Source organism: uncultured Gimesia sp. (genome assembly GCF_963976445.1).
In the GTDB taxonomy this organism is placed as follows: domain Bacteria; phylum Planctomycetota; class Planctomycetia; order Planctomycetales; family Planctomycetaceae; genus Gimesia.
Genome location: NZ_CAXBKP010000003.1, coordinates 236,747 through 249,569 on the forward strand (window position 1 = coordinate 236,747; position 12,823 = coordinate 249,569).

Here is a 12,823-nt window from a genome sequence, read left to right on the forward strand (position 1 = left end):
TGAAAATTCGAGTCAGAAACGACTAGAAATTCACTTCATTTCCAATATCGTCATAACAACGTGCGGTTAGATGTTCTGGTTCGACATCTGTACGCGCGTTGATTATGATTGAGGTTTTAGCAGATTCTTCCAGGTTTGTAATGTCTTTACGGCGTTTATTATTCAGGTAATTTGCAACGGTCTCATGTACATTTAGTATGAGCCGGGCAATATTTTTCTTGTTTACCGTGGTCATCAGCGTCCGCATGACTTCGATGGCCATACTTTCGGCTGTTTTTACCTGACCCGTTCCGCGGCAGGAAGGACAATCTTCATACATGCTTCTGCGGAGTGAGGGGCGAATTCTCTGGCGGGTCATTTCAATCAGACCAAAGGGGCTGATTCGTAAAACTTTAGTTCGTGCGCGGTCGCGTTTGACGAGATCACGCAACCGGCGTTCGACCGATCGACGATGTTTCTCTTCCCGCATGTCGATGAAGTCAATCACAATCACGCCCCCCAAATCGCGGAGCCTGATCTGACGACTGATTTCCTCGGCCGCTTTCATATTCACTTTAAAAGCAGTTTTTTCTGCATTGTCATCTGCGCGGTAATTCCCACTGTTGACGTCAATTGCGACCAGGGCTTCTGTCTGGTCAATCACAATCGAACCGCCGCCTTTCATGGGGACATGTCGATTCTGAATGCTGCAAATCTCATCATCGAGATCGCTGTTATAAAAAATCGGATCGTTGCCGGTATAATGTTTGATTCGATTGACGTGTTTGGGCAGCACGACTTTCATGAAATCGCGTGCTCTTTGATAGGCTGTGGCCTCATCGATATAGAGGGTATCGATTTCGCTGTTATAGATATCGCGAATCGTGCGAATCATCATGTCACTCTCTGAGTAAATCTCGACAGGAGTGGGTAGTTTTTTGATGCGACCTACAATTGTGCCCCACAAGCGGAGCAGGTAGTTCAAGTCTCGTTTGAGGTCATCTGCGCTTCGGTCAATGCCGGCAGTCCGCACGATGAATCCAAGCCCGGGCGGCGGAGCCAGTTGTGTGAGAATGGTTCGTAATTGTCGTCTGACGTCTTCGTCCGTAATTTTGCGACTGATGCCGACGCGTTGCAGGCCGGGCATAATCACCAGATAGCGTCCGGGGATACTGATGTAGGTCGACAGAGTCGGGCCTTTGTTGCCGATCCCTTCTTTGATGACTTGCACCAAAATTTCACTGCCACGTTTCAGGATTTCCTGAATGGGGGGTTTATTGGCCACGCTGCGTTCATTGATGCGGCGGCCTTTTGGATTTTTTTTGTCTTGCCCGGGTTTGCCGTTACCGTCACCACGTTCGGTGAGGTGTTTGTAGTACTGGTGTTCGATGTCACTGACATGCAAAAAGCCATTACGGCCGACACCAAAGTCAACGAACGCAGCCTGAATGCTGGGCTCAATATTGACCACTTTTCCTTTGTAGATATTACCTACCAGGTTTTCGAGGCTATTTCGTTCAACATACAGTTCTTCGAGAATACCATCTTCCACGATGGCAATTCGACTTTCCTCCGGTTGGAGGACATTAATCAGCATTTCCTTTTTCATGGAATACCCTTTGTCGTGTTGTTTCACGACGAATATTGTATTCCTCATCAGTCGCTGAAGAGACGGACATTCCAGGCATCGATTGGATCTTTGCCAGAAGTATGTCAGTCTGTAGTCTGCCGCAGAAATGGAAAATCCAGGAATGGGCAGATCTCTTGGGGTAGATTGTATTGCTGCGGTATGAAACCGAATGCACACAATCAATGAGAGATTTCATGATGCGACTGTTGAGTCGAATCATTTCCTGTGCGATGTCGTGAAGGAACTTTGATCCGGAAGTTGCTGGTTCTGGTTTGCTTACTTCGTTAGTCAGATCACCGGAAATGGCGCACAGCTCAAAAAGCGGGGCGCTCATCGTGGTAAAGCGAGGTGAAGAGCAGGTGGTTCCAACAAGTAGGGAAGTCCCTCGTTGACTCTGAAAATGTGACATGATAGCTGTAGCATTCCACCGTAAGGCGACAATTGCCGTCTTGCTGATTGTTTGCTGTAAATGATCAGGTGGTTTGTTCATGCGGTCATGGGTGTGAAGCAGCGGGATGCGGGAACTTCAAACTTGCTGGATCTGAGATACCAGATTTGTCTGATGGATTTTCCATTGCATTCCCCTGTTTTGCTCACACCTTGTTCGTTTCAGGGCCAGGAAATGATTTTACAATACATTTCGTCTTGATTGAATTTGTTCTTACTTGATCCATTCACCACCGAGGTGAAATAGACGGCAACTGGCTGGTTTCATTGAAGCCAAGTAAACCAGTTGCAAAATGTAAACGTTAAATTGTGATGACGAATGCTGATTGAAATACAGCGTTCATCCGGAAATCAATATGTTCTGTCTACTTGAGGTTCAAAGAATATGCCGTTCCGTAACCCAATTTGGTTACATGGGGAGTTCTTCATCAAACAGATCAGGACAAATTTTGTACAGTTCTCCTCTTAAATAACTTTCTACGTCACGGGCAACGTCGATGGTCATCGCATGTGCGGCGATTTCCTCTGCCCGCTCTATTGTCAGATGTCTGATTACTTCTTTTACTTCCGGAATCGCCAGTGGAGTGGCACTGATCTGTCGGATTCCCAGTCCTGCCAATAATGGAATCGACTTGAGATCAGAGCTCATCTGGCCACAGACGGTGACCGGTATATTTTTCTTGTGAGCCGCCTCCACAACCATTTTAATCAGCCTTAAAATCGAAGGATCTGAAGAGTTGTATAGAGACGATACCGCGGGATCAGATCGATCCACGGCTAGAGTATACTGAATTAAATCATTTGTCCCAATGGAGAAAAAGTCAACTTCTTCTGCAAACTCTTCTGCCAGGAGGGCTGCTGCGGGGACTTCAACCATCATTCCAATCGGGATATTCGGTTTGAAGTCGACTCCCCGTTCTTCGAGGTCTTCCAGAACGTCACCCACGATCATTTTAGCCTGACGCCATTCCAGCAGGGTGGAAATCAGTGGGAACATAATTCGTACATCCCCGTGTACAGCTGCCCGAAAGATGGCTCTGAGCTGGGTTTTAAACAAGGGTAGGTCGCGCAGGCTTAACCTGACGCTTCGCAGGCCTAATGCCGGGTTCATCCCTTCTTTGGCCAGATGTCTGTAGCCTCGGGGGATTTTGTCTGCGCCCAAGTCGAGGGTTCGAATGACAATCGGCCGATTTTGAGCCGCTTGAACGACGCGGCAGTAAGCATCGTAGTGAACTTCTTCTGTGGGTTCGGTATTGGACTGGAGGTACAGGAATTCGGTTCGATACAGGCCAATTCCATCCGCACCCCGTTCCCGGCAGTGTTCCACTTCATTGGGAAATTCAATATTCCCCATGACGTGGATGCGGGTTCCGTCCTTTGTTTCAGAACGAATTTTTCGACGGGATGCCAGTCGAGCGGCCATCGAACGTTGGCGTTCTCCCGTGTTTTTATATTTTGCGAGCGTTTCTTCATCGGGGTCGATGATGACTTCGCCGTTATTGCCATCGACGATGACCATGTCACCACCGGAGATGTCCGAGAGAAAGTCACCCAGACCAACGACAGCCGGAATTTCCAGTGCCCCGGCGAGAATCGACGTGTGGCTGGTTCGGCCGCCAACCTCAGTAGCAAAACCGAGCACGAATTCTTTGGCGAGGCCCGCTGTTTCACTGGGGGTCAGGTTATTAGCCAGAACAATAATCGGCGTTGTCAGATTGGAAAGTTCTTCGCGTTTCTCACCCAGGAGCTGTTTCAGGAGCCGTTTTTCGAGGTCAATAATATCACTGGCTCGTTCTGCCAGATAGTTATCACCCAGATGCTGGACTAGCTTAGTATAGCGGCGGAAGACACGGCTGGATGCGTGTTCCGGGGAATAGCATTTTTCGCGAATCAGAGTTTCAATCTCTTCCCGCAATCGAGGTGATCTGACCATTTGCAGGTGTGCAGCAAAAATCGCCCCGTATTGTTCTCCGAGTTTGTCTGAAGCGAGCCGTTCATTTTCAGCGATTTCTTCACAGACCGCATCCATGGCAGACTTAAGACGTGCAATCTCTGTGTCGATGACATTGACGCTGACGAATTGTCGCGGAATGCGAAAGTCTTCCGTCCCCAAAATGAGTGCGGGGCCGAAATTTACTCCCGGAGAAACTGCAATTCCACGTTTAACAAGCATTCAATTAGAGCCTAATATGGCGCTTTCAACAGACAGGCAACCGGTGAGAATCCACTCGGTCGATGTGTACGGGGGTTATTCAGATGGATCAGACGTTTCTTCGAATTTTTTGTATCCTGATTCAAAAAACTGAACGATTTCTTCCATGAGTTTGCTGGCATCTTCTCCATTTGCCTCTAAGACCAGTTCGGTATCAGGCATGGCCTTTAATTCCAGTAAGTCATAGACTTCTTTGGCATTTCCCGTCTGATCCCCGTTTGAAATTTTCAATTCGCAAGTGGAGTCACGTGCAATTCTGACAATTTCTGAAATCGGACGAAGATGCAGCCCCTGTTTCATTTTGACAGTGACAATCTGACGGCAAACAGATTCTTGCATGGCACTAATTGATAACTACTCAAGCAGCCTGAAAAACAAACCAAGTCTCATGCAGGAATAATGGTGTTTTCAGTAAGATTTCGTAATTACCCCTTTCCTCTTTATCCGACTAGAAATGAGCCAGAGTCGAGCATGGCTTCTGGGACTCAAAATAAATTGTCGGCCTTGGCGGCAAGTATGGGCTGAATTCGAACAGGTTCTCCCTGACTTTTTATGTCCAGGTACTTAATCCAGCTGATTGCTGTCAGCTTCGTTAAGTAGTTCAATAATATCTTTTACGTTTTTGGATTGTCGGAGGAAATTACAGAATTTTTGATTCCGCAGGTGACGGGAAATATTTTCCAGCCCGCGTAAGTGATCTCCCGGACGATCCAGAGGTGAAATTAGCAAAAACAAAATATAAACATCCTCACCGTCGAGACTGGCGAAGTCGACACCTTCCGTAGAGAGGGCAACTGCGGCGGTCAGGTTTTCTACGGAAGAATGTTTGGTATGAGGGACGGCTACGCCATTTCCGATACCGGTTGAACCCAGCTCTTCTCGTTTGAGAATTGCCGAGACGATACCTTCCTCATCTTCAGCCGAGATGCTGCCTGCATTTTTCAGGCTGGCGACCATCGTGCGGATTGCTTCTTCTTTGGTTGTTACATTCAATTCCGGAATGATCGCATCCGAAACCACGAAGTCTGTTAACTTCATGTATTCTTTCCTTCTAACTACATCTGCAAAAAAAATCATTGTCTGCGGTCAAGGCGCATGACGTTGTTGTAAATTGTAACAGCTTGAAAAACGAAGAATGAGGGGCTTTATTCCAAGCTGATCACACATCATTATATTTAAGACAGTATTTTATCTATCACTCTGTAAAAGCAATTGAGGGTTTGGAAATTACTCAGATTCCGTTTCTGTTTCCGCTTCCGCAATGCTGTTTTCCGCGATTTCATTCAACGGAAGATCACGGCGGTGGTCCTGAATCTTTTGCTTATATTTTTTGATTTGTTGTTCCATTTTACTCAGTGCGGAATGAAAGTTCGGTTTGACTTCATCTCCTTCCGCATGGGCAACAAAATTATGTTTGTGTTCTGCATCAACGAGAATTTCGACGCGATTCTGGTTTTCACCCTGATCGATCGTTACTTGAATTGCAGTTACCCTCTCAAAGTACGTCAGTAACTTTTCAGACTTTTCAGTAATGTAATCGCGGAGACTATCTGAAACACTGCCATGACGACAAGTAATCGCAACTTGCACGGACTATTCTCCTGTAAAAAAAACTACTCACGCTGTGTATACGTATGTGAGCTTGTCTGGGTTCAGCAAATAGGATGATGCTAACAGATTCTAGCTCGCCAGGTCCAGCAATACCAGTCACTAATTCTCAAGCTTCAGGTTCAAACATCAGGACCTTTTCCTCCTCTGCTGGAATGGATATGATTCTAGACAGGCAGAAAGAGGAGTCGGATGTGCATGGTACAGGTGTTGCGAGTAAAGTTTCTATTGCGCCTTTTTTGTGTCACATCGGCAATATTACTCGAAAGCTGCCTGATTTTAATGGATTATTCCGTCTTTGTGATAGAAACTATTGATAGAACATTGAATCTGCTGTCGGAGGCATAGGACTTTAACGACTGCAAAAGTCGGTCTTGCTCTGAATAAAGAGAAAATATCCTTGTTTTGCCTGGTTGGTCTTGTTTTGGGGCTGTCAAATTCAGTGTAAGCTGTTGCTTTCGCAGACTGGTCGTAGTCTTGGACTGAGAGTTCTGACTCGGATCAGTGTGTATTCCAAGTTGAGTTGAGAGGTAAAATAGTAGCAATGCCTACTTATGTCTACGAAGTCATTAAACCGGACGGTACGCCGGGCGAACGTTTTGAGGTCATTCAAAAAATGAGTGATCCGATTTTGACGACCCATCCTGAGACGGGTGAGGCGGTACACAAGGTGATTACGGCAGTCAATTTTTCTGGAAAATGGTCGGATGCGGAAGCGAAACGCACTATAAATGATGATAAGCGTCTGGGAGAACTCGGTTTCACCAAATATGTGAAATCGTCAAAAGGGACGTATGAAAAAAGGGCCGGTGATGGTCCAGACCTGATTTCTGCAGATTAGATTTGTTATGAATGTTTTAAATGACAGACGGACGTCATTGATTGGGCCGCCTGATTGAAGCTTGACTGAGAGTCCTGTCTGTTGAGGGAGATATTTTTGCTATGAATTTACAGCACGCGTATTTTGTTTTGATGTTCATGTTGGTTTGTGGAGTCCCGTTCCAGGGCAAAGCAGAGGAGCAGGCAGCAGCAGTTCAAAAGAAATCAGAATATTCCAACGTTCAATGCGAGGGAACCTATCCACATCATCTGCAGGGAATTTGCATCGATGGTCAGGGGCACATTTTCTGGAGTTTTACCACAGAGCTGGTCAAAACGAATGCGGCGGGCAAGGTTCTGGTGAAAATTCCTGTGGGAAATCATCATGGCGATCTCTGTTTTCAGGGGGGGAAAGTTTTTGTGGCCGTCAATTTTGGCGATTTCAATAACCCCGAGGGAAAAGCAGATTCATGGGTTTACGTGTATGATGCAGAAAAATTATTGCTGATTGCCAAGCATCAGACTCCCGAAGTGATTTATGGTGCAGGCGGCATTGCCGTTCATGAGGGCAAGTTCCTCGTGGTTGGAGGTTTGCCGAAAGACATCAATGAGAATTATCTGTACGAATACGATCAGAACTTCAAATTTGTCAAAAAGCATATTTTGAAAAGCGGTTACACTTTGCTGGGAATTCAAACTGCGGCGTTTGCAGACAACCAATGGTGGTTCGGTTGTTACGGAACCAAGTTGTTAAAGGCGGATACCAGTTACCAGTTTCTCGCAAAATTTGATCTCGAGTGCAGTCTCGGGGTTGATCGTATTAACGATAAGCTGCTGTTGATTGCCCGTGGTGGCAAGGAAGGCAAACTGCATACAGGTCGTGTGCTATTGGCGGAGCCCAGTGAAAAACAGGGTTTCATCATCCGTAAATAGTCGCCGATCTTCCTGATTCAGGACGCATCGAATTTAATCGGCTTAACAGGTTAGCGTCCTCCTCCGCCTCCCTGTAGATTGGAAGCAGCCAGCCCGAACAACGCACCTTCCAGCAGGTGACGTTCCACAAATGCTGCGATTGCTTCTGATTTGGTGTATTGCAGAATTACATAGTCGCCGGGTTGAATCAGCACGCGTTGACTGGGGTGACGCACTGCTTCATACAAATCAACTTTGATCGGCAGTTGCGTTCCATTGGGGAGTTGCCTCAAGATGATGGCGTTACTGGCACTGATAGTGACATCCTGATTCAGTGCAGAAGGACCGCCCGTAGATTTATTAGACCCTCCGGACTGCGATGCTTGCGCGATGGAAATTGCCCCCAGAATGTCTAGATCGTAATCGCGAGGAAGCGTGTATTGTCCGCCACCCAGTAGGCCGCCGGTATAGAAAATTTCTGTGTCGCGTGACTCGATAAAGACAACATCGCCATCATGCAGAATGATTTCGTCTTGTGTCAGATGTACCTGTTCGCCCGGACTCAGGCGAATGGGGATTTTGATAATTCCTGAGCGCTGCATTGTCGAGTCATTGTTCACCGTCGGCGCCATAAGGTCACTGGAATAGAAACCGCCATCGGTAGAATAGAGTGGCTGACCGACTTGGAATGCGGTATCACTTGGCAGTGGGGATGAGTGTGGAATCGGTGTGTAAGTGTCGGACACCTGTTGAATGTTCTGGGGGGGGCCGGCATTTTTCGAAGTGGCAGAGCCTGTCTGGATAGGTTGCGGGCAGAGGGGATTATTCATGCCGTGGGCGGCGCCGCGAATGATATAGATCGAATTTTCTGCATCCAGGCCGGGTAAGCCTCCCGTTTCCGCCAGGGCGTGCAGGATATCGTTGTTGTATGCGGGTAAGTTAATCACACGCCCGGTGCCGCGTTTGGATCGTCCCACGTTTAAGTTGCCGACGGTCGTCCCCACAATGTCATTGGCATTTTCCTGGCGAATGACAAGCACCCGGTAGGAACGTGGTCTCTGCAGACTGATCAGGATGCGATCGCGGCCTTCGCGGAGGATGCTCTTTTCTGTCGTATATTTGCGGCGGATTGTTTCTTCGAGCTGGGTCAGCGTCAAACCACGGGCAAAAATGTTTCCGATGAGCGGGAGTGAAATTGTACCATCTTCACGAATGGGGATCGGGTAACCAAGGGAAGGGGCGACTTCCTGTGACTGCGGAAAATGAACTGGAGGCACATCTTTAAACTGGCCTAGAACGCCTTCGATATAAACTCCCAGGACGTCTCCCGAATCGAGCAGATAATGTTTCGGCGCTGGCTGTCGTAGCAGAGAGAGGTCGATCGTTTCCTTGCCGGAGCGCACTTCTCCCTTGTATTCCGTCGGCAGATATTGAGCGGGAACTCCCTTAAGCGGGTGAATTGCAGCGCAGCCGTTAAAGAGCAGAGGTAACAACAGCGCGCAGAGAAGATGCCACTTGATTGCGGGCATTGCTTTAAGGTGTTTTAGCATCCTACTCGAACCTCTCAATTCGATAACTGCGTTGTTGAATTGTTGCGACATCCTGTCGTTTATTTCCTTTGAATGAGTTTTGGCTCAGAAAATACTCTGGTTCTGTTGCTATCGGTTCTGAATTAATACCTGTTAATGACAGGCTGACTCTTCGAAAAACGAGGCAAGCGTTGTCTGTTTGTTTGATCCAGTTGCTGGTATTGCTTTGAAGGTGCTTTGCGACTGGGTAACTGTGTATGGCTTGGCGTATAAGGATACGACTGTAATGAGTACGGACTCGGTGGCGGATCATCGTTGATATAAGCCGGCGGCGCCGGTTTACCGATTTCCGGCTGATGGCGTTTCAGTACCGGAGCAGGAATTGTCCTCTGCATATGTAGTGGCGGTTTCGGCGCTACAATGGGAGGCTGACTGCGAGGCTGCTTTGGTGGCAATACCGGTTGCGCCTGTGGTGGCACTCTTTGGGGTATGGTCTGTGTTGGTCTGGGCTGACTGTGTTGTGGAACCGGCGGTGCGGGAGGAGCCGGTAAAGACAGGGGATGCTTCGGTAGTGTTAAGTTCGGTGGCTGTGAAGTCTGGTTCTGGTACGGCGTGCTCATCGGCGCTGGCTGTGACGCTTGAGGAGTTGGCTGCGTCAGGTGACTCTCCTGCCTGTAGGTTGTATTTTCATCCCAATGGTCGGTGGCAGGTTGATTCCAGTCCAACTGAGAGTAGGGGGTGGCGATTTTATTATAATCGTAGCGTCCATCAGCAAGGGCATGCTCGGCACCCAGTTTATATCCAGTGAACCATTGTTGTATTTCCAGATAACCTTGTGGCGTTCGGTAATGAGCGGCCCAATATTCTTCTGGTGGTACAGGAGGGACTTCGCCAGAGTCACCCAGGGCTATATCAACGTAAGCTTGCTGGTATCCATCGCGAAACGCTTTAGATGGTTTGTCTTTGCAATTACAAGCCATTGTCTTCAAGGACCGCTTGGCGCACTTTCTGGCCGCGTGCTTGACCACATACTTATCCAGGTCTGTCTGATACCCTTCCAGCGATCGATAAGGGTGCGGGGAATATTTGTCATGATGAAACAGAAAGCTCTTTTTAACACGGCAGGAGACGGTCGAGCACGTCTCGTCATAATCACCGTCTGTGTGAGCGCAACCCGGAAGTTCAATCAGAATCGAGATGAGAAATGTGCAGAACAGTAACCGCGATCTTGAGATGATCTCAAGAAAATAAGGACTGTCTATTTGTGTTTTGGAATCCACTAGTTAGCCACCGTGCGCAGATTGAGTGTTAATCGATACGCTTGGTTTATCGGGTTGGCATGATTGGGGCGTGTATGGTTTTTCGTGTCTTGCGGGTTATAAGGGGGCGTAAGACAGATAGAATCGTTGGATATTCAAATATCGAATTAGTCAGCGTATTCCGCAGGGTTTGGCTGGATTGCCTGCATTGACGTAAGGGGCTGTCATGCAAGGGCGAAAGTGAAGTGGATCGGCAGAATCTGCCGCTTGAGATTACTCTGCAGCGAAGTAGTCTTTTAGGAGTCGATAGACCCGATTGGCACGTTGCTGGAACAGCATCGGTTTTTTGACCCATCCGAGTGGTGAAATTCGGATCATGACGTCGACGCGTGGCGTTGAACTGCGGCCGTTTGAGTTTGTTTTTTTAGCAGCACACCCGAATTCGACTTCGACTTCGACTGGTTTGCGATCATCGGTTTTACCCCAGAAGGGGAGCAGACCTGATTTTCCGAGTTGCATTACAGCCCGGTTCGTGTTGACTTCCGTCAACTTCGCATTATTGTCGTCCACAAAGCCGCCCAGCTTATAAACGATGATGTCAGATGAGATGAGTGCCTGGAATGTATTTTCAAAGAACATTTCATCGATGGTCTTCTCTACCGAATCGTTGATGGGATCGATTCCGGTCAATAACTGGTGGCCTGTTAACGAGCAAACCTTATTGCGGCCTGTTTCTTTGGCACGATACAAGGCAGCATCTGCGCGGCGGAACAGACTTTCGACGGAGTCGCCCTCTTCAACCTGAGCGACTCCGAAGGAAGCGGAAATTCGCGTTTTTTCCAAGTGATCAATCTTCAGATTGCTGATTGCCAGTCGCAGGCGTTCTGCTTTTTTTGCTGCATGTTCCAGATCGGTTTCAGGGCAGAGAATCACAAATTCTTCCCCGCCATATCGGCCGACCAGTTCTCCTGAGTAGGTTTCATGCTGGAATAAACGGGCCAGTTCGATCAGAACTTCATCACCCACCGAATGTCCGTACGAGTCGTTGATATTTTTAAAGTGATCGGCGTCGATAAACATCAGGCTCAACGGTGCGGGATCGGTTTCTTTGTTGACTCTGCTGAGCATGATTGTCAGTTGCGTTTCCAACTCGCCGCGATTGGCAACGGACGTCAAAGCGTCCATACTGGCTGCCTGTTTGAGATCATTGAATTCCTGAGGTCGTTTCAAGCCACGGGACAGGTCTCGATATATTTCCGCGACGCCCACCAGATGGCCATCTTTTCCGAACATGGGAACCGACTGAACTTCAATATTAATCAGACGGCCACCAGGACGCTCCAGCATGAATTCCGTGGTCATCGGCTTTCCATTGGCGATGACTCGATTCATGGAGCATTCAGCCGTGGAGAGGCTGGTGCCTTCCTTGTTGGTTAAGGGCAGGCTGTTAGCGGTCCAAGCTTCGCCCAGGATATCGATCGCCGGGATTTCGGTCAGTTTTTCCAGACCCGGACTGAACAGGACAAACTGAAAATCAGCATTGACGATATAAAACCCATCGTACAGGCTCTCAATCTGAAACAGATATGAGAAAATGTTGTTGATCAGGTTGGCTTCCTGTGCTTCCTCTTCACTGAAAGGCTTCGGTTGAAAGAGCCGATTCACTTCGAGGAGCGCATCGTGGAAGGCGTCTTGTTCGTTCTGTTCCCAGCGTGAAAGCGCACAGACAATGTTTCCGTCAAATTGGGTACCAGCGGCCTCCATCAGGATGGCCATGATTTCATCATGTTTCTTTCCGGCTCGATAGACCTGGTCGGTCGCCAGAGAATCATAGGCATCTGCAATCGCCAGGATGCGTGCGCCTTGATGCACGTCGCTGCCAATATATTGAAAACCGTTGGTGGCACCGCTGAAGTGGTAGCGGGTTTGTGAGAGAATGGTCAACACTTCGTGGTCGGTTCGGCAGGCTTGCAGTACATCCAGGCCGATGTTGTGGTAATGTGACATCAGTTCAATTTCATCTGATGTCAGTTTACCAGGCTTGAGCATGATGTGGTCTGGGACACCGATTTTTCCGATGTCATGTAGTAGTGCGGCAATTTCCAGCCGTTTGAGATGAATTCCCTCCCAGCCTAAATTAGTGGCGATTCCTTTTGCCAGGAATGCAACGCGCCGGGAGTGACATAATGTAGAAGCATCGCGGGCCTGCAGTGCGGTGAGTAACTTGCGCAGGTGTTTACGCGAAATAACCTGATCGACGAAATCAGTTTCGCCTGATTCCAGCGAGAACACTTCCTGTTCAGTAGAAAGGGCGATGAGTTCCTTCAGGATCTGTGAAGAGCCCATATTATAGCTGCCATGCACAGACTGCTGCTGTGGCACGGAATTACTATTTGCTATGAGAGGACTGTTCATCTTGCGACCTTAA

General features: G+C 48.1%; 10 protein-coding genes. 2 read left to right on the plus strand and 8 right to left on the minus strand.

Translation table 11 applies throughout. From position 1 onward, the window contains the following. Positions 1–22 precede the first annotated feature (22 nt). The 5 genes from AAC022_RS05475 to raiA form a co-directional block, all read right to left on the minus strand. Positions 23–1,615 carry an Rne/Rng family ribonuclease gene (locus AAC022_RS05475; RefSeq protein WP_339728748.1) on the minus strand — a complete coding sequence of 531 codons (1,593 nt, stop codon included), beginning with the start codon at positions 1,613–1,615 and terminating at the stop codon, positions 23–25. Positions 1,616–2,465: 850 nt separating this feature from the next. Further along, positions 2,466–4,229, minus strand: coding sequence for a phosphoenolpyruvate--protein phosphotransferase (gene ptsP, locus AAC022_RS05480; RefSeq protein ID WP_339728749.1), 1,764 nt, complete (start codon positions 4,227–4,229; stop codon positions 2,466–2,468). Between the two features lie 75 nt (positions 4,230–4,304). Then, a complete protein-coding gene (locus AAC022_RS05485; RefSeq protein WP_339728751.1) occupies positions 4,305–4,607 on the minus strand; it encodes an HPr family phosphocarrier protein in 303 nt (100 codons plus the stop codon). A gap of 225 nt (positions 4,608–4,832) precedes the next feature. Beyond that, a complete protein-coding gene (locus AAC022_RS05490; protein ID WP_339728753.1) occupies positions 4,833–5,306 on the minus strand; it encodes a PTS sugar transporter subunit IIA in 474 nt (157 codons plus the stop codon). A 189-nt stretch (positions 5,307–5,495) separates the two neighbouring features. Further along, on the minus strand, positions 5,496–5,858 hold the full coding sequence (gene raiA / locus AAC022_RS05495; protein ID WP_339728754.1) for a ribosome-associated translation inhibitor RaiA: 363 nt from the start codon (positions 5,856–5,858) through the stop codon (positions 5,496–5,498). Between the two features lie 562 nt (positions 5,859–6,420). Between raiA and AAC022_RS05500 the strand changes: the two genes are divergently transcribed. Both AAC022_RS05500 and AAC022_RS05505 read left to right on the plus strand, forming a co-directional pair. Then, entirely contained in the window at positions 6,421–6,717 is a 297-nt protein-coding gene (locus tag AAC022_RS05500; RefSeq protein WP_339728756.1) for an FmdB family transcriptional regulator, read from the plus strand. A 101-nt stretch (positions 6,718–6,818) separates the two neighbouring features. Next, positions 6,819–7,628: a hypothetical protein gene (locus tag AAC022_RS05505; protein WP_339728758.1), complete on the plus strand. Its 810-nt coding sequence runs from the start codon at positions 6,819–6,821 to the stop codon at positions 7,626–7,628. Positions 7,629–7,678: 50 nt separating this feature from the next. On the opposite strand, the gene AAC022_RS05510 is transcribed toward AAC022_RS05505, so the two are convergent. The 3 genes from AAC022_RS05510 to AAC022_RS05520 form a co-directional block, all read right to left on the minus strand. Beyond that, the gene (locus AAC022_RS05510) at positions 7,679–9,157 is read right to left on the minus strand and encodes a polysaccharide biosynthesis/export family protein (protein WP_339728760.1); all 1,479 of its coding nucleotides are present in this window, start codon (positions 9,155–9,157) and stop codon (positions 7,679–7,681) included. A 122-nt stretch (positions 9,158–9,279) separates the two neighbouring features. Then, positions 9,280–10,416 carry a hypothetical protein gene (locus AAC022_RS05515; RefSeq protein ID WP_339728762.1) on the minus strand — a complete coding sequence of 379 codons (1,137 nt, stop codon included), beginning with the start codon at positions 10,414–10,416 and terminating at the stop codon, positions 9,280–9,282. Between the two features lie 252 nt (positions 10,417–10,668). After that, positions 10,669–12,810 (minus strand): diguanylate cyclase, encoded by a 2,142-nt coding sequence (locus AAC022_RS05520; protein ID WP_339728764.1) that lies wholly within the window; start codon positions 12,808–12,810, stop codon positions 10,669–10,671. Between the last annotated feature and the right edge of the window lie 13 nt (positions 12,811–12,823).

What these genes read in the sequence shown, in the direction of transcription:
- ptsP (WP_339728749.1), bottom strand. Translation starts at nt 4,229, where the DNA reads ATGCTTGTTAAACGTGGAATTGCAGTTTCTCCGGGAGTAAATTTCGGC.
- AAC022_RS05485 (WP_339728751.1), bottom strand. Translation starts at nt 4,607, where the DNA reads ATGCAAGAATCTGTTTGCCGTCAGATTGTCACTGTCAAAATGAAACAG.
- AAC022_RS05490 (WP_339728753.1), bottom strand. Translation starts at nt 5,306, where the DNA reads ATGAAGTTAACAGACTTCGTGGTTTCGGATGCGATCATTCCGGAATTG.
- AAC022_RS05500 (WP_339728756.1), top strand. Translation starts at nt 6,421, where the DNA reads ATGCCTACTTATGTCTACGAAGTCATTAAACCGGACGGTACGCCGGGC.
- AAC022_RS05505 (WP_339728758.1), top strand. Translation starts at nt 6,819, where the DNA reads ATGAATTTACAGCACGCGTATTTTGTTTTGATGTTCATGTTGGTTTGT.
- AAC022_RS05510 (WP_339728760.1), bottom strand. Translation starts at nt 9,157, where the DNA reads ATGCTAAAACACCTTAAAGCAATGCCCGCAATCAAGTGGCATCTTCTC.
- AAC022_RS05520 (WP_339728764.1), bottom strand. Translation starts at nt 12,810, where the DNA reads ATGAACAGTCCTCTCATAGCAAATAGTAATTCCGTGCCACAGCAGCAG.